This window comes from Baekduia sp. Peel2402 (assembly GCF_052567285.1).
On sequence record NZ_CP199582.1, the window covers coordinates 2,339,112 to 2,363,372 of the forward strand.

Below are 24,261 nucleotides of genomic sequence, written 5' to 3' on the forward strand. Positions count from 1 at the left end.
AAGCCGAGCCCCCAGGGCGAGGTCTTCCGCGCTCACAGGAGAACCCTCCGCAGGTCGTTGAGGACGCCGGACAGGTGCGCGACGAAGCGCGCCGCGGCGGCACCGTCGATCACCCGGTGGTCGTAGGACAAGGACAACGGCAGCATCAGCCGCGGGACGAACGCGCTGCCGTCCCAGACCGGCTTGGTCGCGCTGCGCACGACGCCGAGGATCGCGACCTCGGGCGCGTTGACGATCGGCGTGAACGACGTGCCGCCGATGCCGCCGAGCGAGCTGATGGTGAACGTCGCGCCGGCCATGTCGGCGGGCCCGAGCTTGCCGGCGCGCGCCTTGCCCGAGAGGTCGGTGAGCTCGCCGGCGATCTCCAGCAGGCCCTTCGTGTCCGCAGCCTTGATGACCGGAACCACGAGGCCGTTGGGCGTGTCGGCCGCGAAGCCGATGTTGTAGTACTTCTTGTGGATCAGGGCGTCGCCGTCCAGCGACGCGTTGACGTCGGGGAACGCCTTCAGCGAGGAAACGACCGCCTTGACCAGCAGCGCGACCATCGTCACCTTGACGTCGGCCTGCTCCTTGTTGAGGGTCTTGCGGAAGGCCTCCAACTCGGTGATGTCGGCCTCGTCGTTGTGCGTGACGTGCGGGATCCGGACCCAGTTGCGCGTCAGGTTCGCGGCCGAGATCTTGCGGATCTTGGACAGCTCGACGCGCTCGATCTCGCCGTACTTGGAGAAGTCGACCTTGGGCCAGGGCAACAGCTCCAGGCCGCTGTCGCCGCCGCCGCTCGCGGGCGCCGCCGCGCCGCCGCCGTTGGCCGCCGCCTCGACGTCCTCGGGCAGGATGCGGCCCTTGCGGCCCGTGCCGGACACGTCGCCCAGCGGGACGCCCAGCTCGCGCGCCAGCCGGCGGACCGACGGCGACGCGTAGACCGGCTCAGCGCCGTTGGCGGCCGCCGACTCCGGCTCCTTCGGCGGGGGCGGCTGCTTCTCGGGCGCTGGCGGGCGCGCGCTGGCCTCGGCGGCTACGGCGGTCCGGACCGCGCTCGGCGCCGCGGCCTCCGCGGACGCGGCGGCTTCGGCGGAGGGCGCCAGCCGCACGACCGCCGTGCCCTCGCTCGCCACGTCGCCGACCTTCAACAGGATCTCCGCCACGACGCCCGCGAACGGCGCCGGGACGTCCATCGTCGCCTTGTCGGTCTCCAGCGTAATCAGCGGGTCGTTCTCGGCGACCTCATCACCCTGATTCACATGGACCTCAACAACGGCGACGTCGGTGAAGTCGCCGATGTCGGGAACTTCGACCTGCTTCAGATCCGCCACGGTGCCTCGCTCTCGGGGTCGATGCCGTACTGCTCGATGGCCTTCTTGGCGTCCGCGTCACGGCCAAGCGCGTGCAGCGCCGCCACGACGACGTGGTGCCGGTCGACCTCGAAGAACGCGCGCAACGCCTTGCGGTAGTCGCTGCGACCGAAGCCGTCCGTGCCGAGCACGGTGAAGTCCTTGTCCTTGACCCACGGCCGGATGCCATCGGGCAGCGCGCGGATGTAGTCGGTGGCGGCAACGACCGGGCCGTTTCGCTCGCCCAGCGCCTCCTCGACGTAGGCCGCCTTCGGCTCCTCGCCCGGGTGCAGGCGGTTGTAGCGCTCCGCCTCCATGCCGTCCTTGCGCAGCTCGGTGAACGAGGTCACCGACCACACGTCGCTCTTCACGCCGAAGTCCTCCGACAACAGGTCGGCGCCGGCCAGCACCTCGCGCAGGATCGTGCCGGAGCCGAGCAGCTGGACATCCGCCCCGCCTTCGGCCTCCCGCACTGGGTGCATCCCGCGCAGGATGCCCTCCTCCGCGCCCTCCGGCATCGCTGGCTGCGCGTAGTTCTCGTTCATGACCGTCAGGTAGTAGAAGACGTCCTCGTGCTCGCCGACCATGCGGCGCAGCCCGTCCTGGACGATGACGGCCAACTCATAGGCGTAGGCTGGGTCATAGGACACGCAGTTGGGGATCAGCGACGCCTGGATGTGCGAGTGCCCGTCCTCGTGCTGGAGGCCCTCGCCGTTGAGCGTCGTCCTGCCCGCCGTGCCGCCGATCAGGAACCCGCGCGCCCGCGAGTCGCCGGCCGCCCACGCGAGGTCGCCTACGCGCTGGAAGCCGAACATCGAGTAGTAGATGTAGAACGGCAGCATCGAGACGCCGTGGTTTGCGTAGGACGTGGCCGCGGCGATCCACGAGGAGAACGCGCCCGGCTCGTTGATGCCTTCTTGGAGGATCTGGCCCTTCTTGTCCTCGCGGTAGGACATCAACTGATCGGCGTCCTGAGGCGTGTAGAGCTGACCGACCTGGCTGAAGATGCCGAGCTGGCGGAACATCCCCTCCATGCCGAACGTGCGCGACTCGTCGGGGACGATCGGCACGACGTGCGGGCCGAGCTGCTTGTCGCGGACCAAGGTGGACAAGATCCGCACGAAGGCCATGGTGGTGGAGATCTCGCGCTCACCGGTGCCGTCGAGCTGGGCCTTGAAGGCCGACAGCTCAGGAACCGGGAGCGGCGGCGCCTCGGTGCGCCGCTGGGGCAGCGAGCCGCCGAGCTCCGTGCGCCGCTCCTTCATGTACTTCATCTCGGGAGCGTCGTCGTCCGGCTTGTGGAAGGAGACGTCGGTGACCTCGTCGTCTGAGAGGTCGAGGCCGAAGCGGTCGCGGAAGGCGAACAGCGCCTTCTCGTTCATCTTCTTGGCCTGGTGGGTGATGTTCTGGCCCTCGCCGGACTCGCCCATCCCATAGCCCTTGATCGTCTTGGCGAGGATTACGGTCGGCTGCCCGGTGTGCGCGGTCGCCTGGGCGTAGGCGTTGTAGACCTTCTGCGGGTCGTGCCCGCCGCGGTTCAGCGACCAGATGTCGTTGTCGCTCCAGTCCTCCACCATCTTGGCCAGCGCCGGGTTGGTGCCGAAGAAGTGCTCGCGCACGTAGGCGCCGTCGCGCGACTTGAACACCTGGTACTCGCCGTCGACGGCCTCCTCCATCCGCTGGCGCAGGTGGCCCTCGGTGTCGGCGGCCAGGAGCGGATCCCAGCGGCGGCCCCAGATCGTCTTGATGACGTTCCAGCCGGCACCGCGGAAGTTGGTCTCCAACTCCTGGATGATCTTGCCGTTGCCGCGGACCGGGCCGTCGAGGCGCTGCAGGTTGCAGTTGACGACGAAGATGAGGTTGTCGAGGTGCTCCCGGCCAGCGAGCGAAATCGCGCCCATCGACTCGGGCTCGTCCATCTCGCCGTCGCCCATGAAGGCCCATACCTTGCGGTTGGCGGTGTCGGCGATGCCACGGCCGGCCAAGTACTTCATGAACCGCGCCTGGTAGATCGCCATCAACGGGCCGAGGCCCATCGACACGGTGGGGAACTGCCAGAAGCCCGGCATCAGCCACGGGTGCGGGTAGGACGACAACCCGCCCTCGGCGCCGGTCTCGGTCCGGAAGCGGCGCATGTCGTCCTCGGAGAGCCGGCCTTCGAGGAAGGCGCGCGCGTAGATGCCCGGCGAGGAGTGGCCCTGGATGAAGACCAGATCACCACCATGTTGCTCAGACGGCGCGTGCCAGAAGTGGTTGAAGCCGATCTCGTAGAGCGTCGCAGCCGACTGGAAGGAGGCGATGTGCCCGCCGAGCTCCGAGGACTCCTTGTTGGCGTTGAGGACCGTCGCGATCGCGTTCCAGCGCACGAGGCTGCGTACTCGATGCTCCAGCTCGTGGTCCCCCGGAACAGGGACCTCCATTTCGGCCGGGATCGTGTTGACGTACGGGGTGCTCAGGTCCTCGGCGGCGTGGACGCCGCGCAGGCGCGCATCGGCGAACACCTCTTCGAGGAGCTGTCGCGCGCGATCGGCGCCGTCGTTGCGGATGACGGCCTCCAGGGCCTCCACCCACTCGGCGGTCTCGATCGGATCGATGTCGGGATGGATCGCCATCTCTAGTCCTCCTGGAAGTACTCGGGGTGCGCCTCGCGGATGGCGGGCAGCTGGGACAAGACCATGCGCAGGTGGTGACGCAGCTCTCGCTCCGCACCCACTGCGTCGTTCGCCGCTATCGCCTCGACTACAGCCCGATGCTCCTCCAGCATCTGGCCTCGGTACCCGGCCTCCGGCAGGGAGAGCAGCCGCACACGATCAAGCTGCCCTCGCGTGCGCTCCGACAACCGCCACGCGACCTCCCGGCCGGAGAGGTCGCACAGCAGGCGATGCAGGTCATCGTCGAGCCGGGCGAACGTCTCGGCATCGTCGGCGTCGACCGCGCGCTGCTGAGCGTCGAGGTTCTCGCGCAGCACACGCACGTTCTCCACGTCCGCCCCCCTTGCCGCGATCCTCACCGCCCCGACCTCGAGCGCCTCACGTACGAAGTGCGCATCCGCCACGGCCTCCTCGTCGATGAACGTCACGAACGTGCCGAGCTGCGGGACGATCGCCACCAGCCGCTCATCCCTCAGCCGCGCCAGCGCATCTCTGACCGGCGTCCTACTGACCCCGATCAGCTCAGCGAGTTGGTTCTCGGAAAGCCGCCTTCCGGGCTCCAACTCTGCACCGACGATCGCACGCCGCAGCACCGCATACGCCTGATCGCGCGCGGAAGTCCCGGACGTCCTCTCACGGATCGAAGCCCGCATGTCGCGTACTAGTATACAAGTACACAGCTTGGGTGGCACTGAGGGCGTGGTGGCGCGGCGTGGCGCTCAGCGCGGGCGTCGGTGGCGACGCGGGGCGTGGTCCGGGGCACCGAGGGCGTGAGGCTGTTGTGGCGTGGCCAACGCTGGCGGAGGGGACGGTCGCTGGTGGCGCTTCCGGGCGCGGCGGAAACAGCGCATCGATACGGGATTTCGTGTGCAGCCGTCTCCCGCGGAGCGTTTCGGGGCGAAGCACCATGGCTTCGGCGATCCGGGTCGCTAGGAGCTGCACATACAAGCTTTCAGCGACCCGCATCCCTCAAATCAGGATCCGGGTCGAGTTCGCCCCAACAGTTGGGGACAACTCGACCCGCATCCCGATTTCGAGGTCCGGGTCGCTGTAGCCGGAATAGCTCCGGATCGCGCGACCCGGATCACCGCTTCGGCCCCGAACCCCTTTCCGCCGCGCACGGAAGCGCCACCAGCGACCGTCCCAACCACCAACGCCCGCACCCCGACGCCCTACGCAGCAGACCCAGCCGCCGACTCCGCCTCCACCACCACCGCCGGCCCGTGGGGCACGAAGTCGCGCTGGCGGATGAGCAGGAAGGACGCCGCGCCCGCGGCGAAGGCCAGCAGCGCCGCGACGAGCAGCAGCTCGTCGAGCGCGACCGGGAAGCCGATCTTGGGTTCGCGGGAGGCGAGGATGGAGCCGAGGGCGGCGATGGAGGTGGCGATGCCGACCTGGCGGAAGGTGGTGTTGATCCCGGAGGCCATGCCGGCGTCCTTCGGCTCGACCACACCGACGGCCGTCGAGGCCAGCGGCGCGTTGACGAGGCCCGAGCCGAGGCCGGCGAGGATGAACCCCGGGATCAGGTGGGTCCACTCCGAGCTCGCGTCCAGCCCGCGCATCAGCATCAGCCCGACCCCCACGAGGACCAGGCCCGGCCCGATCAGCCACTTCACGTTGACGTGCGCCGACAGCCGGCCCGCGGGGATCGCGGTGACCATCGCCGCGGCGGTGATGATCGCCAGCCGCAGACCGCTCCCCAAAGCGTCGTAGCCCTGGACGTTCTGCAGGTAGATGATCAAGTACAGGAACATCCCGTAGAGCGACCCGTTCATCCCGAATGCCGCGATCGAGCCGCCGACGAACGTCGGCTTGCGGAACAACGACAGGTCGAACATCGGTTGCGCGACCCGTCGCTCGACCACCGGGAACGACACCAACAAGACGGCGGCCGCGACCAACGAGCCGACGACCACGCCGTCACCCCACCCGCGCGAGCTCGCCTCGATCAACCCGTACACCAACGCGACGAGCCCCGCGGTGAAGACCGCGAACCCCGCGACGTCCAGCCGGCGCGCGTGCCCCGGCCGGAACTCCTGCACCCGCGTCAGCGTGATCGCCACGGCGAAGATCCCGATCGGCAGGTTCACCAAGAAGATCCAGCGCCAATCCAGCCCGCTCGTCAGCAGCCCGCCGAGCACCGGCCCCAAAGCGGTCGACACGCCCGCGACCGCACCCCACACCGCGAACGCCGTCCCGCGCTCCTTGCCGTGGAACGTCTGCGCCAGCAGCGCCAGCGACGTCGCGAACACCGCCGCGCCGCCGATGCCTTGCACCGCCCGGAACACCACCAACATGGTCGACGACTGCGCGATGCCGCACAGCAGCGATGCCAGCGTGAACAGCACCAGCCCGGCCGCGAACACGCGGCGACGGCCCAACAGATCCGCCAGCGAGCCACTCGGCAGCAGCACCGCCGCCAGGGACAACGAGTAGGCGTCGATCGTCCACTGGACCGACGAGAAGCCGGCGGCCAGCGACGTGCGGATGTCCGGCAGCGCGACGACGACGATCGTCACGTCCAACAACAACATGAAGGTGCCCAGGCAGACGGCGAGCAGCGTCCAGCGCTTATGGGCCTCGGAGTGGGGAGAGGTCATGGTGCGGCACCGTATCACAAGGCCTTGTTATCTCAAGACCTTGTCATCACAACCTGTTGGTACGCTGACCCTGTGAGCGACCTCCCGCACGCCGACCAGCCGTGGGCCAACTGGGTCCCCCACTTGCTCTGGGAGGTCTCAACGCGCACCGCCCTGCTCAGCGACGCCGCCCTTGCCGAGGTCGGCCTCTCCTCCGCCGGCATTGGCCTACTCGACCAGGTCGCCGACGAGCCCGGCATCACGATCGCCGAGATCTCCCGCCGGCTGCCCAAGACCCAGCAGGCGGTCAGCCAGAACGCCGCCCGCCTAGAGAAGCTCGGCCTCATCGAACGTCGCCTCGCCGGCGGTCGCGCCATCGGCCTCCACCTCACGCCCGCGGGCACGCACGCGCGCGACCAGGGCGCCGCCGCCGAGGCCGCCTTCGACGCCGAGTTCCGCGACGCGCTGGGCGCCGAGCGCTACGAGCAGCTCCGCACGCTCCTCCAACATGCACGAGCCACGGTCGCCGAGCTCCAAACCGCCCGCGCCCGGCAGTAGCATCACCGAACACACCTACCCCTGGGAGGTTGAACCTGATGCCAAGTTCAGGTAGAACCTCTTCGGTGAAGGCTTCTGAGAGCAATGGTGAGGTGACCGCCGTCCGTGAGCCGCCGCGCACCGCGCGTGGTGCGCGCACCCGGGCGGCGTTGGTCACCGCGGCGCGGACGGTCTTCGAGCGCGATGGCTACCTCAACGCGCGGCTGACCGACATCACCGCCGAAGCCAACTGCTCCACCGGCTCGTTCTACACGTACTTCACGAACAAGGAGGAGATCTTCGCTGCGGTCCTCGAAGAGGCCCAGGAGGAGATGCTCCACCCGCACGTCCGCAAGGCCGCCGGCGATGAGGACCCGGTCGCGCTGATCGAGGCCTCCAACCGCGTCTACTTGGAGACCTACGAGCGCAACGCCAAGCTGATGAAGTTGCTCGAGGAGGTCGCCGCGATCGACGACGACGTCCGTGAGTTCCGCCGCCGCCGTGGCCTGCTCTTCGCTCAGCGCAACGCCCGCTCGATCCGCGACCTTCAAGCCCGCGGCCTCGCCGACCCCGACCTCGACCCCGAGCTCACCGCCCGCGCGCTCTCGGGCATGGTCGGCCGCCTCGCCTTCTCGGTCTACGTCCACGGCGACGAGATCGACCGCGAAGACCTCGTCCAGACGCTCACGCGCCTCTGGGCCAACGCCCTGCGCCTCGACGTGCCACGCACGGCGACGGCCGCGCGCAAGCGGCCGGCCAAGAAGAAGCCGGCCGCCGCCGCCAAGGCGTAGGCCTAGCGCCCCACGAACACGGGCTTCGCCCGCGGGCCTTCTTCCAGGAAGGTCTTCACGGCCACCTTCGAGTCCTCGGTCTCGATCAGATGCGAGGTCAGCTCGTCGATGCGCGCGTCCGCGGCGCGGGTGCCGTTGTCGGCCTGCTCGCGGATGACGGCCTTGGTCGCCGCCATCGCCAACGTCGGCCCGGAGGCGAGATCAAGAGCGAGCGCGCGCGTCTCCTCCAGCAACGCGTCACGCGGGAAGACGCGGTTGACCACGCCCCACCCCATCAGCTCCTCCGACCCGTACAACCCACCGGTCATGACGAACTCGCGCGCTCGCGCGGTGCCCGCGCGCTCGGCCATCCGCTGCGTCCCGCCCATGCCTGGCGAGATCCCGACGCGCCGCTCGACCAGGCCGAAGCGCGCGTCGTCGGAGGCGTACAACAAGTCACAGGCCAGGGACAGCTCCAGCCCGATCGTGAGGCACAGCCCGTGCACCGACGCGATCGTCGGGAACGGCAGGTCTTCCAGCGCCTGGGTCAACTGCAGCCCGCCGCCGTTGACCCGGCGGTACTCCTCAGCATCATGGTGTTGAAAGCCGTGGACGTCGACGCCCGCGGTGAACACGTCGCAGTCCGACCGGAAGATCAGCGCGCGCGGGCGCTCGGCGGCGGCCCGCCGGACCGCCGCGATCAACCCGTTCTCGAGCTCCTCGCCGTAGAGGTTCAGCGGCGGGCGGGCCATGACCATCTCGGCCCACCCGCCGTCGTGGACCTCGTAGCGGACGGCCTCGACGGCGTCGCTCATCGCTCGTAGAACCGCGCGACGGCCTGAGCCACCAAGACCGGCTTGTCGCCGCCCTCACGCTCGATCGTCTGCGTCATCGTCACCTGCGCGCCGCCCGGGACCTCGCTCACATCAGCCACGACCGCGCGCATCCGCAGCCGCGAGCCGACCGGCACCGGCGCCGGGAAGCGCACCTTCTCGTAGCCGTAGTTCAACGCGTGCGCGAAGCCCTCGAACGACATCAAGGCCTCCATGAACGCCGGGCCGAGCGACAGCGTCAGCAACCCGTGCGCGATCGTGGTCCCCAACGGACTTTCGGCAGCCCGCTCCGGATCGACGTGGATCCACTGGTGGTCGCCGGTCACCTCGGCGAACGCGTCGATCTTGTCCTGCCCGACTTCCAGCCACTCGGTCGGGCCCAGCTCGGTGCCGGCCAGCGCCTGCAAATCCGCAACGCTGGCCGGCCGCGCGACGTCGACGCTCACGCGCCAGCCGCCGCGGTCGCGGTCTCCGACGAGGACGACGAACCGCCGCCACTCCGCGTCTCGAAGAACCGCACAGGGTTCTTGTGCATCATCAACTCGATCTGCTCCTCGGTCACGCCGTTCTCCAACAGCCCGGGGATCAGCGATCCCTGGATGAAGCCATATTCCCACTCCGGGAGGGCGGCGAGCACGCCCTCCTCCGGGAACCAGTCCGAGGTGCAGTGGCGGTCGTGCGACAGGACGATCTGCGACGCGTAGCCACGCTTGCACAGCTCGGCCAGCGTGGCCTGCTGATCCTCCAGCGGCTCGTCGATCTTCAGCCCGCAGCGATCGAAGCCCAGGTAGGAGCCGGCATCCAAAAGCGCCACGAGGTAGTCGATGTCGGCCGTCTCGTTGGAGTGCCCGATCAGCACGCGCGTGAGATCGACGCCCTCCTCGCGCAGGATCCGCTGCTGGTCGAGGCCACGCTTCGACTTGGCGTGCGAGTGGGTCATGATCGGCACGTCGGCCTTCAGGTGCGTCTTGCCGACCGCGCGGATCAGCCGCTCGATGTCCTCGGTGACGCCCGGCATGTCGGTGCAGCACTTCACGACGCCGGCCTTGATGCCCGTGCCCTCGATGCCCTCCTCGATGTCGCGGACGAACAGGTCCACCAAGAACGAGTCGGAAGGGTCGTTGTTGAACAACTTGCCGGGGCCGTTGTACTTCATCGGGAACGGCAGGTCGGTGTAGGTGTAGTAGCCGGTGACGACGATCACCTGCAAACCGGTGCCCTCAACCGCGCGCGAGATCAGCCCGATGTTGCGGCCCAGGCCCGGCGCGGTCATGTCGACGATCGTGTCGATCCCCTGCGCCTTGAGCTTCTTCAGCTTCTCTTGCGCATCAGCGACGGCGACGTCCGCGTCAAAGCCCATGAAGCCCGGCCACGCCTCCTGGAGCTCGGGCGTGCGCACGAAGATGTGCTCGTGCATGAGCGTGCGGCCCATCTGGGACGCATCGATCTCTCCGCCCACGATCGGGATGCGGGTCATCGTCCTATCTCCTCCTGAAGTAACGCGGTTGGTGACCTGCCATCGACCGTAACTGAACTTGAATGCAGACTCAAGTCCTAGTACGAATGGTCACGGACACCCCGTCAACTTGGAGGAGACCCAATGTCGAACGCCGCCCAGGCCGCCTGGGACCACGCGATCGCCGACCCGGACCGCGTCGCCCTGCGCGGGGCCGGAGAGCCCTGGACCTACGGACGCGTGCGCGACCACGCCGCCCAGGTCGCCGCGCTGCTGCGCGACGCGGGCGTCGAGCCCGGCGACCGCGTGCTGCTGGTCGCCCCGTCCGTCCCCGAGTTTGCGGGCGCCTACTACGGCATCCACGCCGCCGGCGCCGTCGCGGTCACCGCCAACACGATGTCGACGCGGCCCGAGCTGGAGTACGTCGGCGGCGACTCCGACGTCAAGCTCGTCATGGGCTGGCACGAGGTCACGCCCGCGCCGCAGGATTCGGCCGCCGCCCTCGGCGTCCCGTACTGGTCGCTGAACCCGGACCTCGCCGACCTCACCCACGACGCGCCCGTCGAGGCCGTGACACCCCGCGACACCAACGACAACGCCGTCATCCTCTACACGAGCGGCACGACCGGCCGCCCCAAGGGCGCCCAGCTCACGCACGGCAACCTGATCGCCTGCGCCGAGGTCTTCTCCGAGGTCCTGGAGATCACGCCCGAGGACCGCATGGGCACCGCCCTGCCGTTGTTCCACGTCTTCGGCCAGTGCGTGATCATGGGCACCTGCCTGCGCGCCGGCGCGTCCCTCTCGATCCTCGCCCGCTTCGATGCGGAGGGCCTGCTGGACATGCTGCGCCGCGACAAGCTGACGATGATGTCCGGCGTCCCGACGATGTGGAACGCGCTGCTGCACGCGCCCGCGTCGGACACCGACAAGGACGACTTCGCCTCGCTGCGCCTGGCGGCCTCCGGCGGCGCCGCGATGCCGACCGAGATCATGAACGCCTTCGAGCAGCGCTTCGGCTGTGTGATCCTCGAGGGCTACGGCCTCAGCGAGACCACCGGCGCCGCGACGTTCAACGGCCTGCACCGCGAGCGCAAGGCGTCGTGCGTCGGCATCGCGCTGCCGCGCTGCGAGGTCGAGATCCGCGGGACCGACGGCGCCGAGGTGCCGACCGGCGAGGTCGGCGAGGTCCACGTCCGCGGCCCGGTCGTCATGTCGGGCTACTGGAACCGCCCGGAGGCGACCGCCGAGTCGCTCGACGCCGAGGGCTGGCTCAAGACGGGTGACTTGGGCACCGAGGACGAGGACGGCGACATCCGGATCGTCGACCGCAAGAAGGACCTCATCATCCGCGGCGGCTACAACGTCTACCCGCGCGAGGTCGAGGAGGTCGTCTACGAGCATCCTGACGTCGTCGAGGTCGCGGTCATCGGCGTGCCCGACGAGCACATGGGCGAGGAGGTCGCCGCGGTCCTCGCGCTGCGCCCCGGCGCGGAGTTCGACCCAGCGGAGTTCCGCGCGTGGGCCAAGGAGCGCCTCAGCGCCTACAAGGTGCCGCGGTTGTTCCAGGTGATGGAGGCGCTGCCCAAGGGGCCGACGGGCAAGATCCTCAAGCGGGCGATCGACGCCGACGCCGTGCGCGCGGCGTCCGCGAGCGTCACGCCGACCGGGGCGGCCAAGTAGTGGACGTCAACGGCAAGGTCGCGGTCGTCACCGGCGCGGGCGGCGGCATCGGCGCAGCGCTGACCACCGCCCTGCGCGCCGCGGGCGCGAGCGTCACGACGACGGATCTCCAAGGCGACGTCGACGTCGTCGCGGACGTCAGCAAGAGCGATGAGATCGAGCGGGTCCTGGCGGCGGCGCCGGGGCCCGTCGACCTCTACTGCGCCAACGCCGGCATCGGCGGCGAGCAAGGCCTAGGGGATGATGAGGCCGAGTGGGAGCGCATCATCGACGTCAACGTGCTCGCGCACGTCCGCGCCGCGCGGCTGCTGCTGCCCGGCTGGCTGGAGCGCGGCTCGGGCTACTTCGTCGGCACCGCCAGCGCCGCCGGCCTGCTCACGCAGATCGGCGCCGCGCCCTACTCGGTGACCAAGCACGCGGCGGTCGCGTTCGCCGAGTGGCTGTCGGTCACCTACGGCGACCGCGGCGTCGGCGTCTCCTGCCTGTGCCCGATGGGCGTCAACACGAACATGTTGAACGGTGGCCTAGACGCCGAAGACGCCGACGTCGCGCTCGGCGCCAACGTCGTCGCAGCTGCGGGCGAGATCCTGGAGCCGGAAGAGGTCGCCGCGAAGGTCCTGGAGGCGATCGCCGCCGAGACGTTCCTCGTCCTCCCTCACGCCGAGGTGCTGGACTTCTACCGGCGCAAGGGCAACGACTACGACCGCTGGATCCGCGGGATGCGGCGGCTGCAGGGCCAGGTGGCCCAGGCGTGAGCACCGCGCTGCTGATCGACTTCGGCGGCGTGCTCACCACGTCGGTCCACGAGGCGTTCCGCGCCTTCGCCCGCGAGATCTCCGACGACGAGTCGCTGGTCCTCCGGCTCCTGGCGACCGACGCGGAGTCCAACGCGCTGCTGGTCGGCAACGAGAACGGCTCGCTGACCGACGAGGAGTTCGAGGCGGGCTTTGCGGCCCGCCTCGCCGCCCACGGCGTCACGGTCGCGCCGGAGGGCCTGCTCGCACGCATGCAGGCAGGCTTCGGGCCTGATCCCGAGATGGTGGACGGCCTCGCCGCCCTGCGCGCCCACGGCGTCCCCGTGGCGCTCGTGACCAACCAGTTCGGTCGCGACTGCTATCGCGGCTTCGACCTGCCCGCGCTGGCCGACGAAGTCGTGGTCTCGACCGAGCTCGGCGTGCGCAAGCCATCGCGCAAGATCTACGCCGTCGCCTGCGAGCGGCTCGGCGTCGAGCCGTCGCAGGCCGTGATGGTCGACGACATCCAGCACAACCTCGACGGCGCCGCCAAGCTCGGCATCGCGGGCGTGCTGCACACGAGCGCGGCCGACACGCTGGCCGAGCTCGACACCCGTTTCGGGTTGCGCTGAGACGCCTAATGTTCGCTGCCCTGGCGTAAGTTTCGCTCGCGGACTTGACATTGAGTTCAAGTTCGGGGAATACTCGCCAGGCAGCGTTCGGAGGGGTCTTTTCCGGACGGGGCACAGGAGGAGATCAACGGCCGGAGACCTCGGGGGATCCGGCCCGACCGGGCCTGCACGCGGACGTCCTGAGGGCGTCGCGCGGGTCTGCGGGCTCACGAGGAGGAGAAGCTGATGCAGCTTCGCAAGTTCGGCGCCGCCGTCCTGGCGGCGGGATGTCTGCTGGCCGCGGCCGGCTGTGGTGGAGACGACTCGAACGACTCGGCCACCGCCGCTGGTGGCGGATCGTCGTCGAGCAACTCGGGCAAGAAGTACAACGTGGGGATCGTCGCGTTCGCGGCGGCCGATCAGACCTCGTCCCAGGCGATCGCCGGCTACAAGGCCCGCGCCGCCGAGTTGGGGTACAAGGTCACGGTCGTCGACCCGCAGGGGTCGGTTGACAAGGCCGTCGGCGCGATGCAGGACCTGGTGCAGAAGCGCGTCGACCTGATGATGGTGACGGTCTTCCCGTCCACCGCGCTGACCGCGGGGCTGCGTGCCGCCAAGGCAGCGGGCATTCCGGTCGTCAGCCTCTCCGGCGGCCTGGCCGACGGCGTGCAGGTCAACTACGACTCGGGCGTCGCGGCCGGCAAGAAGCTCGCCGACGAGCTGGTCAAAGAGACCGGCGGCAGCGGCGACCTGCTGGCGCTGGGCTACAAGAGCGGCCTGCCGTGCATCGGCCGCGAGAAGTCGCTGGACGCCGCGATCGGCAGCACGTCCATCAACAAGTCGCGTGAAGAGGTCCCGATCCCGGGTCAGGTGGAGGCGTCCACCAACTTCACCCAGGCGTTCCTGGCCAAGCACAAGTCCGGCGGCATCGTCTGGGGCTGCTTCGACGACCCCTCGCTCGGTGCCATCGCCGCGATCAAGCAGGCCGGTCGCAAGGACGTGAAGGTGTACGGGATCAACGGCCAGCCGGCCGCGCTGAAGGCGATCCAGGACAAGACGATGAACGCCACCGTCTGGCTGGACGTCACCGGCGCCGGCAAGGAGATCGCCGATAACACCGCCAAGTACGTCGACGCGGGCGTCGACGCCAAGCCGGTCGACACCCCGGTGCCGGACGAGCTGGTCACCCAGGAGAACGTCGACCAGTTCCTCTCCGACCACCCGGACGCGATCAAGGGCCTGTGAGCGAGCTCCTCGCCATCGACGGTCTCACCAAGCGGTTCGGTGGGATCGCGGCTCTCCAGGACGTCTCCCTGCGCCTCGGCGCGGGGAGCGTCCTGGCGCTGTGCGGGGCCAACGGCGCGGGCAAGTCCACGCTGGTCCGGATCCTCGCCGGCGTCGAGACGCCCGACGCGGGCGAGATCCGGATCGATGGCGAGCCCGTGACGATCGCCTCTCCCCAGGACGCCACGCGCCTGGGCATGAACTTCATCCACCAGGAGCTGAACCTCGTCCCGAAGTTCACAGCGCTGCAGAACATGGCGCTGGGCTACGAGGGCGCCGCGCGCCGGGGGCTCCTCGACCGGCGCGCGGCACGTCGTCGCGCGAAGGAGGTCGTCGGCCGCCTCGGCGCGGACTTCGACCTCGACGCGCCGGTGCAGGACCTGACCGTCAGCCAGCGCTGGATGGTCTCCCTCGGGCGCTCGCTGATGCGCGAGGGCGCGCGCGTGATCGCGATGGACGAGCCGACCGCGTCGTTCACCGAGGCCGAGGCCGAGCGGCTGTTCTCCATCATCTCGGACCTGACCGCCGGCGGTGTGGCCGTGTTGTACATCTCGCACCGTCTGGACGAGGTGCTGCACGTCAGCCACGACGTCACCGTGCTGCGCAACGGCAAGCTCGTCGGCACGTTCGCCGCCGGCGAGATCGACCGCGCGCGCCTGACGCGCGAGATCGTCGGCCAGGAGGTCGCCGAGCTGGAGGCGATCCCGACCTCCGAGCAGCCGCTCGAGGCGCGGCCGGTCGTGCTCAGCGCACGCGACCTGGCGAGAGAGCCGCGCGTGCGCGGCGTGTCGCTGGACGTCCACGCCGGGGAGATCCTCGGCGTCGCGGGCCTGGTCGGCGCGGGGCGCACCGAGGTTGCGCGGCTGCTCTTCGGCGCCGACGCGCCGACGAGCGGGACGATGGAGCTCGACGGCAAGGCATACGCGCCGCGCTCGCCGTATGACGCGATCCGGCGCGGCGTCGCGCTCGTGCCCGAGGAGCGGCGCTCCGAAGGGCTCTTGTTGCAGGAGTCGGTCGCGTTCAACATCAGCTTGGCGACCGCGAAGGAGAACCGCCGCGGCGGCCTCGGGCTCCTGTCTCCCGGCCGCGCCCGCGCGACCGCGCGCGAGATGGTCTCGCGCTTCGGGATCAAGGTCGCCTCGGTCGACCAGCCCGTCGGCTCGCTCTCCGGCGGCAACCAGCAGAAGGTGGTGGTGTCCAAGTACGTCCGCGCCGGACCGAAACTGCTGATCCTGGACGAGCCCACCGTCGGCGTCGACGTCGGCGCCCGCGGCGAGTTGTACGCCATCATCCGCGACCTCGCCGAGGCCGGCGCGGCCGTGATCGTCATCTCCAGCGACTTCGAGGAGCTCGCGTTCTGCGAGCGCGTCGCCGTGATGCGCGAGGGCCGCGTGACCGCGATGGTCGACGCCGCCCACGCCACGAAGGACCACCTGACCTCGCTCTGCTACTCGGAGGAAGCTGCCGCATGAGCACCGACCTGTCCGCGTCGACCACGCCCGCCGTCGAGACCGGGGTGGGTGGGCCGACATCTCGCCGCCGCTCGGGCGACGACGTCTGGCGCTGGCTCGGCCGCTACGGCGCGCTCGCCGTCCTGGTGGGGATGATCGTGATCGTCGCGCTCATGGAGCCCGACACGTTCGCCACCAAGGACAACGTCATCAACATCCTCAACCAGAGCGCGCTGGCCGCGATCGTGGCGATGGGCGTGACGTTCCCCCTGGTGGCCGGTGAGTTCGACCTGTCGGTCGGCAACACCGCGTCGCTCTCGGGCGTCGTCGCCTGCACGCTGATGGAGAAGCACGGCTTCGGGATCCCCGAGGCGCTCATCCTCACGGTGCTGATCGGCGTCGTCATCGGCCTGGTCAACGGCTTCGTCGTGACCGCGATCGGCGTCAACGCGCTGGTCGCGACGCTGGGCATCGGCACGATCGTCATCGGCCTCAACTACGCGATCGCCCAGGGCCTGCCGGTGACGATCACCGGCGACAAGGCCAACACCTACATCGACCTCACGTTGGGCAAGTTCCTCGGGATCCCCTACCCCGTGTACATCATGTTGGTGTTGGGGATCGTGCTGTGGACGCTGCTGAACCGCACGGTCGCCGGCCAGGCGATGCAGGCGGTCGGCGGCAACCCGGTCGCCGCACGACTCTCGGGCGTGCGCGTCGACCGGATCCGCGTCGCGGTCTTCGTCCTGGCTGGCGCCTGCGCGGCGCTGACCGGCGTCCTGCTCGCCTCGCGCACCGGCTCGGCGTCGGTCAACGGCGGCGACACCTACCTGCTCAGCGCCTACGCGGCCGCGTTCTTCGGCTCAGCCGTCCTGCGCGACGGCCAGTTCCACATCGTGGGGACGATCGTCGGCGTCGTGACCGTGGCGGTCGGCTTCAACGCGATCGCGCTGATCGGTCTGGGCACGCACTGGCAGTACCTGTTCCAGGGCGGCCTGCTAATCCTCGGCGTCGGCGTCGGAACCCTGGCTCGACGCCGCACGGCGTGAACCGATAAAGTTGAATCCGGATTCAACTTCGATGGGGACGGAGAGCATGACCGACATCGCACCCACCGCGACGGACACGGTCCTGGCCGAGCGCCGGGGCCAGGTCCTCGTGCTGACGCTCAACCGGCCAGACCGGCTCAACGCGTGGAACGACGAACTGGAAGCGCGCTACTACGAGCTTCTGAACGAGGCTGAGGACGACCCCGAGGTCCGGGCGATCGTCGTCACCGGCGCCGGCCGCGGGTTCTGCGCCGGCGCCGACATGGACGACCTCGAGGCGGCCGGCGACGGCAGCCGCGACATCGCGTCGGTGCTGCGCAACCGCCCGCGGCCGCGCACGTTCCCGCTGACCATCCGCAAGCCGATGATCGCCGCGATCAACGGCGCGGCGGCCGGGCTCGGGCTGGTCGAGGCCATGTACTGCGACATCCGCTTCAGCACGCCGGAGGCGAAGTTCACCACCGCCTTCGCGCGGCGCGGGCTGATCGCCGAGTACGGCCTCTCGTGGCTGCTGCCGCGGTTGATCGGGCAGAGCGCCGCGCTCGACCTGCTGCTGTCGGCGCGCGTGATCCGCGGCGAGGAGGCCCACCGCCTCGGGCTGGTCGATCGCCTCGCCCCGCGCGAGACCGTGGTCGACGAGGCCGTCGCCTACGCCGCCGAGCTGGCCGAGCACTGCTCGCCCGCCTCCATGGCCATCATCAAGGCCCAGGTCCAGGCCGACATGGACCGCCCGTTCGCCGAGGCGGTTGCCGCGGCCGACGAGCTGATGATCGAGAGCTTCGCCCGCCCCGACGTCGTCGAGGGCGTGCAGTCATACAACGAGCAGCGCCCACCGGCCTTCCCGGGCCTTCCCACCAGGAGCTAGAACATAATGAACTTCGAGCTGAGCGATCGCGCCAAGGACTACGTGGAGAAGGTCCAGGCGTTCATGGACGAGCGCATCTACCCCGCCGAGGCCGTCTACGAGCAGCAGATGCGGGAGTCCGGGAACCCGAACTTCCATCCGCCGGTCCTGGAGGAGCTCAAGGACGAGGCGCGCAACCGCGGGCTGTGGAACCTCTTCTCCCCGCACGAGGAGTGGGGCCCGGGCCTGAGCAACGCCGACTACGCGCCGCTGGCCGAGATCATGGGCCGCTGCGCGCACATCGCGCCCGAGTCCATGAACTGCTCCGCGCCCGACACGGGCAACATGGAGGTTTTGACGCTCTTCGGCACCGAGGAGCACAAGGACAAGTACCTGCGCCCGCTGCTCGACGGCGAGATCCGCTCGGCGTTCGCGATGACCGAGCCGGCGGTGGCCTCGAGCGACGCCACCAACATCGAGACGCGGATCGAGCGCGACGGCGATCAGTACGTCATCAACGGCCGCAAGTGGTGGACCTCCAACGCCCTGCACCAGAACTGCAAGGTGCTGATCGTGATGGGCAAGACCAACCCGGACGGCCCGCGCCACAAGCAGCAGTCGATGCTCGTCGTCCCGATCGACGCGCCCGGCGTGACGATCGTCCGCGGCCTGCCGGTCTTCGGCTACCAGGACCGCGAGGGCCATGCCGAGGTGCTCTTCGAGGACGTGCGCGTCCCGACGTCGGCACTGCTGGCGGGCGAGGGCGAGGGCTTCATGATCTCCCAGGCGCGTCTGGGCCCCGGCCGCATCCACCACTGCATGCGTTCGATCGGCATGGCCGAGCGCGCGCTGGACCTGCTCTGCCAGCGCGCCCAGCAGCGCACGACGTTCGGCAAGGCGGTCAGCGAGAACGCCAACGTCCAGGACTGGATCGCCGAGTCGCGGATCGAGCTGGAGATGATCCGGCTGCTGACGATGAAGACCGCGTACCTGATGGACACGGTCGGCAACCGCCACGCCCGCGTCGAGATCGCGGCGATCAAGGTCGCGGCGCCGCAGGTGGCGCTGAAGGTCATCGACCGCGCGATCCAGATCCACGGCGGCGGCGGCGTCAGCGACGACTTCCCGCTGGCCAACATGTACGCCCACCAGCGCACGCTGCGCCTGGCCGACGGCCCGGACGAGGTCCACAAGCGCACGATCGCCCAGCGCGAGCTGCGCAAGTGGGAGGGCGCGCCCTACGGCGCCACCACGCCCGCGGGCGCGGCGGCCGCGTCCAACGGCAACGGCGCGAAGCCCGCGGTGGTCGGAGCGTGAGCGAGTCCGATCTGAACGGGCGCACCGCGATCGTCACCGGCGCGTCGCGGGGCATCGGCCTCGCGATCGCCGAGGTGCTGATCGAGCGCGGCGCCAACGTGATCCTGACCAGCCGGCATCAGGAGGCCGCCGAGACGGCGGCCTCCTCGCTGGGCTCGGATCGCGCCGTCGGCTACGGCGCGCACGCCACCGACGAGGAGGCGGCGGCCGCGTGCGTCGCCTTCGCGATCGAGTCCTTCGGGTCGCTCGACATCTTGGTCAACAACGCGGGCACCAACCCGGCGTTCGGCCCGGTCGCCGACCAGGACAAGGGCCGCTTCATGAAGACCTTGGACGTCAACCTGTGGGGCCCGTCGCTGTGGACGAGCCTCGCGTGGAAGGCCTACATGTCCGAGCACGGGGGCGCGATCGTCAACACCGCGTCGGTCGGCGGGCTGATGGTCGGCCCGATGCTCGGCGTCTACCAGGTCTCCAAGGCGGCGCTGATCCACCTGACCAAGCAGTACGCCTTGGAGCTGGCGCCGAAGGTGCGCGTCAACGCGGTCGCGCCGGGCGTGGTCCGGACCAAGCTCGCCGAGGCGCTCTGGAAGGAGCACGAGGCCGCGGTCTCGGCGGTCACGCCGCTGGGCCGGATCGGCGAGCCGCGCGACGTCGCGGAGGCCGTGGCGTTCCTGGTCAGCGACGCGTCGTCGTGGATCACCGGCGAGACGCTCGTGATGGACGGCGGGCAGATGCTGGCCTCGGGGTCCTCGTCGGACGGCGTCAAGGAGCACGTGGCGTGAGCAGCGCGACGGTCGTCGGCCTCGACGCCGCCGCCGTCGCCGCCTGGCTCGCGGACGCGGCCGGCCTGCGGGAGCCGGTCGCGTTCGCGCGCATCGGGCAAGGCCAGTCGAACCTCACGTTCCTGGCCACCGACGCGGAGGGACGGCGCGTGGTGCTGCGCCGCCCGCCGCTCGGCGAGCTGCTCGCCTCCGCGCACGACGTCGCGCGCGAGCATCGAATCCTGTCGGCCCTGACCGGGACGGGCGTGCCGATTCCGCCGGTCGTCGCGTTCACCGAGGACCCGGCGGTGACTGACGTCCCGCTTCTCGCGATGGGCTTCGTCGACGGCTGGGTCGTCGAGGACCCCACGGCGGTCGACGAGCAGGTCGCGCTCGCCCTCCCCCGCGCGCTGGCGACGATCCACGCGGTCGACCTCGAGGAGATCGGGCTGCTCGACCTCGCCTCGCACAAGCCTTACGCCGCCCGGCAGCTCAAGCGCTGGCGGCGCCAGTGGGAGGACTCGGCGACGCGCTCGCTGCCCGTCGTCGGCGAGCTCGCCGACCGGCTTGAGGCGGCGATGCCCGCGCAGCGCGAGCTGACGCTCGTCCACGGCGACTTCCACGTGTTGAACGTGATCCTGGCGCCGGACGGCAGCGCGGTGCGCGCGATCCTGGACTGGGAGCTGTGCACGCTCGGCGACCCGCTCGCCGATCTGGGCGGGTTGATGGCCTATGCGTCGCCGTCGCTCACCGGCATCGCCGCGCCGCAGGTGCTGGCCGAGGCCTACATGAAGGCCTCGGGGCGCGAGGTGACCGCCGCCGCGCTGGCGTTCTGGCACGCTCTGGGCCTGTGGAAGATCGCGGTGATCGTGGAGGGCGTGCGACGGCGCGCGCTGGACGATCCGCGCAACGCGCCGGACGGCGGCGTGCCGCCGGAGCACTTGGTGGACGACCTGATCGCCCAGGCGCGGCTGGTCGCGTTCGAGGCCGGCTTCTGACGCCGGGCCGCGCGCTGCTGGCCGCCTTCGGGCTCGGCGCGATCACGGTGTCGTTCATGCAGGCCTTGGTCGTCCCGGCGGTGGGCGACATCGCCGACACGCTCGGGGTCTCCGACGCCGCGGCGGGCTGGGCGGTGACCGCGAACCTCCTAGCGTGCGCGGTGCTCACACCGCTGCTCGGGCGGCTCGGCGACCTGCGCGGCCGGCGCGTCGTGCTGCTGTGGGCAGTCGGGCTGTGCGTCGCCGGTTCGGTCCTGGCGGCGATCACCTCGTCGTTGTGGGTGTTGTTGGTCGCGCGCGTGTTGCAAGGCGCGTCGGGCGGCGTCTTCCCACTGGCGGTCGGGATCCTGCGCGCGGAGCTGTCGCCGTACCGCTCGATGCGGGCGACGGCGGTCGTGTCCGGGATGCTGTCGTTCGGCGCGGGCCTCGGCTTGGTGCTGACCGGCGTGTTGACCGGCGGCGGCGCGGACTACCACCGGATCTTCTGGCTGGCGGCGGCCGTCAGCGCGGCGGCGCTGGGCGCGCTGGCCTGGGCGGTGCCGCACCGTCCCACGCCTGCGCACGAGCGCGAAGGGCTCGACGTCGTCGGCGCCGCGCTGCTGGGCGGTGGGTTGTTGGGGTTGCTGCTCGCGCTGTCCCAAGCGCAGCGCTGGGGCGTGGTCTCGATCCTCGCGTCCGTCATCGCCGGCCTGGCGTTGCTCGTCGCCTGGGCCGCATGGGAGCGTCACACCCCCGCGCCGCTTGTCGACCCGGTGACGATGGGCCGCCGCCCGGTCGTCGTCACCAACCTCGCCGGACTGTTCGTCGGCCTGGCGAACTTCGGCTGCGTGCTGAGCGTCACGCGCCTGGCGCAGGACAACTTCGGCGCGTCGGTGCTGACGACCGCGTTGGTGTACTTGCTGCCCGGCACGCTCTGCTCGGCCGTGGCGGCGCCGATCGGCGGCGAGCTGGTGCACCGCGTGGGCGGGCGCGCGACGATGCTGGTGGCGGGCTCGCTTGGCGTCACCGGCTACCTGGCGCTGGCCGCCGGGCACAGCGTGCACGGCGTGGTGATCGGCGCCGCGATCGCCGTGATGTGCTCGATCAGCCTCGCCTACGCGGCGATGCCCGCGCTGCTGGCGGCCGAGGTCCCGGGCGCGCAGACCGCGGTCGCCAACTCCATCAACTCGGTCGCGCGCTGGGTCGGCGGCGCGCTGGGCAGTGCGCTGGTCGTCGCGCTGCTCAGCGGGAGCTCGCCGTCGGACAGCGCGTTCGTCACGGTCTTCGCGATCGGCGCGACCGGGTGCGCGTTGTCCACCGTGTTGATCGCGCGCGGGCTCAGCGCGCCGCCGCGCTCTGGGCGCCCGCGCACCGCTGCTGCCCACCCGTAAAGCCCTGGACCATCTGGTCCGCGTTGGCCAGCTCCATCTTGATGTAGGTGTCACCCGCCGAGCCGTCGGGGCCGAGCGTGTCGCCGTAGAGCTGGTGGTCGGCGGTGGCGCCGGTCTGGCGTGCAATCGCCTTGGCGAGCTTGGAGTTGATGGAGGACTCGGGGAAGATCGCCTTGACGTCCTCGCGCTTGATGGTCGCCACCAACTTGGCCAGGTCGCCCGCCGACGGCTGGGCCTGCGTGGTCTGCGAGGGGATGACGGCGCCGACGACGTCGAGGCCGTAGCGCTGCGCGAAGTAGCCGAAGGCGTCGTGGTCGGTGACGAGCTTGCGCTGCGCCTCCGGGACCGCAGCGAAGCACTTGGCGACCGTGGCGTCCATGGCCTTCACCTTGGCCAGGTACGCGGCGGCGCCGCGCTCGATTGCCGCGCGCTGGTTCGGGTCGGCCTTGACGAGCGCGTCGCGGATCGCGCCGATCGCGTGCTCGACGTTGCGCGGGTCGTGCCACCAGTGCGGGTCGACGCTGCCCTCGCCGTCCTCGCCGGGGCGTGAGACCGGCTGGCCGTCGCTGGCGTCCAGCACGGCCGGCGAGCCGCCGGCGTTGTCCACCACCTCGCCCATCCAGTGATCCAGGCCGTCGCCGCTGGTCACGACGACCTTCGCGTCCGCGGTCTCCTGGATGTCGCGCGGGCGCGGCTCGTAGTCGTGGGGGTCGGTGTTGGGACGGAGGATCTGGTGGACGTCGACGGCGTCGCCCCCGATCGAGCGGACGATGTCGCCGAGCTGGGTGGTCGTGGCCACCACCTTGATCGCGTCAGGGTTCGAGGAGGAGGACGACGAGGAGCCGCAGCCGGCGGCGATGAGGGCGGCGGTGGCGAGGACGGCGGCGGGGAGCGCGCGGGCGGGGAGGCGGCGAAGCGGGGCGGTCATAAGATGAGAATGAGTCTTATCACATTGCCGCTTCCGCCACGCGCAGGAGCTCGTCGGCGACGCGCTCCAACGGCGCCTCGGAGCGCTGCGCGCGAGCCAAGATGACCGCCCCTTCGATCGCGGCGACGGCGAGCGTGGCCAGGCTCGCGGCACGCGCCTCCTGCACCCCGCGCCGACGCAACGCGGCGGCCAGCACCTCCTGCCAGTCCGTGAACGCCTCGCCGGCCGCGTCGCACGCCGCGACGTTGTTGGTGCCCTCGACCGCGACCGCCGCGATCGGGCACCCGGCGGCGAAGTCGCTCTCGCGCAGGACCGCGCGCCAGCCGTCGGCGAACGCGCGCAGCGCGGCGAGCGGGTCGTCGGCCTCCAGGGCGGCGACCATCCCGGCGGCGAACATGCCGCCCGCCGCGCGCGTCGCCTCCTCAACCAGCTGCGCCTTGCCGCCCGGGAAGTGATGGTAGATCGAGCCGCGCGGCGCGCCCGAGTGCGCGAGCACGTCGCTCAGCGACGTGGCCTCCACCCCACGCTCGCGGATCAGCGCGGTCGTGCTGGCGATCATCCGGTCGCGTGCGTCGCTGGCCATCGTCGCTTGATTATGACGCGCGTCATAATGTACGGTGGCGTTCATGCTCAGGAAGACCCAGCGGCGCTTCGAGATCCTCTTCGGGCGCTTCGTGCTCAACCCGCTCGTCCGTGGGCTCTTCCGGCTCGGCATCTCGCCGCCGATGACCGCGCTGCTCGAGACCACCGGCCGCAAGAGCGGCAAGGTCCGCCACACGCCGGTCAACTACATGCGCAACGGCCAGACGCTGTGGGTCATCGCCCAGCACGGCCGCCACGCGGGCTGGGTGCTCAACCTGGAGGCCAACCCGGACATCCGCGCCCGCCTCGGCCGCACCTGGCACCCCGCGTCGGCTCGGCTGGTCGACGATGACGACCCGCACGAGCGCGGCCGCACGTTCTCCCGCAACCCGATCGCCCGCGCGATGATCGCCTCGACGCTGCGCGCGCTGGAGACCGCGCCGGTCTCGCTGCGGATCGACCTCGACCCCGCCTCCTCGTAGCATCGGGCGGCCC

General features: G+C 70.4%; 23 protein-coding genes. 14 read left to right on the top strand and 9 right to left on the bottom strand.

The genetic code is table 11. The annotated features are described in order from the left end of the window. Positions 1 to 32 precede the first annotated feature (32 nt). The 4 genes from aceF to ACT01A_RS11435 all read right to left on the bottom strand — a co-directional run bounded on the left by aceF (position 33) and on the right by ACT01A_RS11435 (position 6,582). Complete coding sequence (aceF, locus tag ACT01A_RS11420) at positions 33 to 1,313, bottom strand: dihydrolipoyllysine-residue acetyltransferase (protein WP_445152378.1); 1,281 nt, start codon at positions 1,311 to 1,313, stop codon at positions 33 to 35. Continuing rightward, positions 1,301 to 3,943: a pyruvate dehydrogenase (acetyl-transferring), homodimeric type gene (aceE, locus tag ACT01A_RS11425; protein ID WP_445152379.1), complete on the bottom strand. Its 2,643-nt coding sequence runs from the start codon at positions 3,941 to 3,943 to the stop codon at positions 1,301 to 1,303. Before aceE ends, aceF begins: the two co-directional genes overlap by 13 nt. A 2-nt stretch (positions 3,944 to 3,945) precedes the next feature. Beyond that, positions 3,946 to 4,635 carry a GntR family transcriptional regulator gene (locus tag ACT01A_RS11430; protein WP_445152380.1) on the bottom strand — a complete coding sequence of 230 codons (690 nt, stop codon included), beginning with the start codon at positions 4,633 to 4,635 and terminating at the stop codon, positions 3,946 to 3,948. Between the two features lie 519 nt (positions 4,636 to 5,154). Then, positions 5,155 to 6,582: an MFS transporter gene (locus ACT01A_RS11435; RefSeq protein ID WP_445152381.1), complete on the bottom strand. Its 1,428-nt coding sequence runs from the start codon at positions 6,580 to 6,582 to the stop codon at positions 5,155 to 5,157. Positions 6,583 to 6,654: 72 nt separating this feature from the next. Here ACT01A_RS11435 and ACT01A_RS11440 point away from each other — a divergent pair, with 72 nt between their 5' ends. Both ACT01A_RS11440 and ACT01A_RS11445 read left to right on the top strand, forming a co-directional pair. Continuing rightward, the gene (locus ACT01A_RS11440) at positions 6,655 to 7,119 is read left to right on the top strand and encodes a MarR family winged helix-turn-helix transcriptional regulator (protein WP_445152382.1); all 465 of its coding nucleotides are present in this window, start codon (positions 6,655 to 6,657) and stop codon (positions 7,117 to 7,119) included. 29 nt (positions 7,120 to 7,148) lie between these two features. Beyond that, the gene (locus ACT01A_RS11445) at positions 7,149 to 7,889 is read left to right on the top strand and encodes a TetR/AcrR family transcriptional regulator (protein ID WP_445152383.1); all 741 of its coding nucleotides are present in this window, start codon (positions 7,149 to 7,151) and stop codon (positions 7,887 to 7,889) included. Between the two features lie 2 nt (positions 7,890 to 7,891). Here ACT01A_RS11445 and ACT01A_RS11450 read toward each other — a convergent pair whose 3' ends face one another. Genes ACT01A_RS11450 through ACT01A_RS11460 form a run of 3 tightly spaced genes read right to left on the bottom strand, consistent with a single transcriptional unit; the run spans position 7,892 to position 10,178 of the window. Continuing rightward, positions 7,892 to 8,683 carry an enoyl-CoA hydratase/isomerase family protein gene (locus ACT01A_RS11450; RefSeq protein WP_445152384.1) on the bottom strand — a complete coding sequence of 264 codons (792 nt, stop codon included), beginning with the start codon at positions 8,681 to 8,683 and terminating at the stop codon, positions 7,892 to 7,894. Beyond that, positions 8,680 to 9,147, bottom strand: coding sequence for a MaoC family dehydratase (locus ACT01A_RS11455; protein ID WP_445152385.1), 468 nt, complete (start codon positions 9,145 to 9,147; stop codon positions 8,680 to 8,682). Before ACT01A_RS11455 ends, ACT01A_RS11450 begins: the two co-directional genes overlap by 4 nt. Continuing rightward, on the bottom strand, positions 9,144 to 10,178 hold the full coding sequence (locus tag ACT01A_RS11460; protein ID WP_445152386.1) for a phosphotriesterase family protein: 1,035 nt from the start codon (positions 10,176 to 10,178) through the stop codon (positions 9,144 to 9,146). The genes ACT01A_RS11455 and ACT01A_RS11460 overlap by 4 nt, the downstream gene beginning before the upstream one ends. Positions 10,179 to 10,301: 123 nt before the next feature. Between ACT01A_RS11460 and ACT01A_RS11465 the strand changes: the two genes are divergently transcribed. The 11 genes from ACT01A_RS11465 (at position 10,302) to ACT01A_RS11515 (ending at position 22,256) form a co-directional block, all read left to right on the top strand. Continuing rightward, the gene (locus ACT01A_RS11465) at positions 10,302 to 11,837 is read left to right on the top strand and encodes a long-chain-fatty-acid--CoA ligase (RefSeq protein WP_445152387.1); all 1,536 of its coding nucleotides are present in this window, start codon (positions 10,302 to 10,304) and stop codon (positions 11,835 to 11,837) included. Next, positions 11,837 to 12,592 (top strand): SDR family oxidoreductase, encoded by a 756-nt coding sequence (locus ACT01A_RS11470; RefSeq protein WP_445152388.1) that lies wholly within the window; start codon positions 11,837 to 11,839, stop codon positions 12,590 to 12,592. The genes ACT01A_RS11465 and ACT01A_RS11470 overlap by 1 nt, the downstream gene beginning before the upstream one ends. Then, on the top strand, positions 12,589 to 13,203 hold the full coding sequence (locus tag ACT01A_RS11475) for an HAD family hydrolase (protein WP_445152389.1): 615 nt from the start codon (positions 12,589 to 12,591) through the stop codon (positions 13,201 to 13,203). The genes ACT01A_RS11470 and ACT01A_RS11475 overlap by 4 nt, the downstream gene beginning before the upstream one ends. Positions 13,204 to 13,428: 225 nt before the next feature. Then, positions 13,429 to 14,427 carry a sugar ABC transporter substrate-binding protein gene (locus ACT01A_RS11480; protein ID WP_445152390.1) on the top strand — a complete coding sequence of 333 codons (999 nt, stop codon included), beginning with the start codon at positions 13,429 to 13,431 and terminating at the stop codon, positions 14,425 to 14,427. Further along, positions 14,424 to 15,938 (top strand): sugar ABC transporter ATP-binding protein, encoded by a 1,515-nt coding sequence (locus ACT01A_RS11485; protein WP_445152391.1) that lies wholly within the window; start codon positions 14,424 to 14,426, stop codon positions 15,936 to 15,938. The genes ACT01A_RS11480 and ACT01A_RS11485 overlap by 4 nt, the downstream gene beginning before the upstream one ends. Further along, positions 15,935 to 16,966, top strand: coding sequence for an ABC transporter permease (locus tag ACT01A_RS11490; protein WP_445152392.1), 1,032 nt, complete (start codon positions 15,935 to 15,937; stop codon positions 16,964 to 16,966). The genes ACT01A_RS11485 and ACT01A_RS11490 overlap by 4 nt, the downstream gene beginning before the upstream one ends. A 46-nt stretch (positions 16,967 to 17,012) precedes the next feature. Beyond that, complete coding sequence (locus tag ACT01A_RS11495; protein WP_445152393.1) at positions 17,013 to 17,831, top strand: enoyl-CoA hydratase-related protein; 819 nt, start codon at positions 17,013 to 17,015, stop codon at positions 17,829 to 17,831. 6 nt (positions 17,832 to 17,837) lie between these two features. After that, entirely contained in the window at positions 17,838 to 19,127 is a 1,290-nt protein-coding gene (locus tag ACT01A_RS11500; protein WP_445152394.1) for an acyl-CoA dehydrogenase family protein, read from the top strand. Continuing rightward, a complete protein-coding gene (locus tag ACT01A_RS11505; RefSeq protein ID WP_445152395.1) occupies positions 19,124 to 19,909 on the top strand; it encodes an SDR family oxidoreductase in 786 nt (261 codons plus the stop codon). The genes ACT01A_RS11500 and ACT01A_RS11505 overlap by 4 nt, the downstream gene beginning before the upstream one ends. Next, complete coding sequence (locus tag ACT01A_RS11510; RefSeq protein WP_445152396.1) at positions 19,906 to 20,886, top strand: phosphotransferase family protein; 981 nt, start codon at positions 19,906 to 19,908, stop codon at positions 20,884 to 20,886. Before ACT01A_RS11505 ends, ACT01A_RS11510 begins: the two co-directional genes overlap by 4 nt. 56 nt (positions 20,887 to 20,942) lie before the next feature. Next, positions 20,943 to 22,256, top strand: a complete 1,314-nt coding sequence (locus ACT01A_RS11515) for an MFS transporter (RefSeq protein WP_445152397.1) — start codon at positions 20,943 to 20,945, stop codon at positions 22,254 to 22,256. On the opposite strand, the gene ACT01A_RS11520 is transcribed toward ACT01A_RS11515, so the two are convergent. Further along, positions 22,204 to 23,184, bottom strand: coding sequence for a metal ABC transporter substrate-binding protein (locus ACT01A_RS11520; RefSeq protein ID WP_445152398.1), 981 nt, complete (start codon positions 23,182 to 23,184; stop codon positions 22,204 to 22,206). The genes ACT01A_RS11515 and ACT01A_RS11520 overlap by 53 nt on opposite strands. A 19-nt stretch (positions 23,185 to 23,203) precedes the next feature. Beyond that, positions 23,204 to 23,767 carry a TetR/AcrR family transcriptional regulator gene (locus ACT01A_RS11525; protein WP_445152399.1) on the bottom strand — a complete coding sequence of 188 codons (564 nt, stop codon included), beginning with the start codon at positions 23,765 to 23,767 and terminating at the stop codon, positions 23,204 to 23,206. A gap of 43 nt (positions 23,768 to 23,810) precedes the next feature. Between ACT01A_RS11525 and ACT01A_RS11530 the strand changes: the two genes are divergently transcribed. Further along, a complete protein-coding gene (locus tag ACT01A_RS11530) occupies positions 23,811 to 24,248 on the top strand; it encodes a nitroreductase family deazaflavin-dependent oxidoreductase (RefSeq protein ID WP_445152400.1) in 438 nt (145 codons plus the stop codon). Positions 24,249 to 24,261 lie beyond the last annotated feature (13 nt).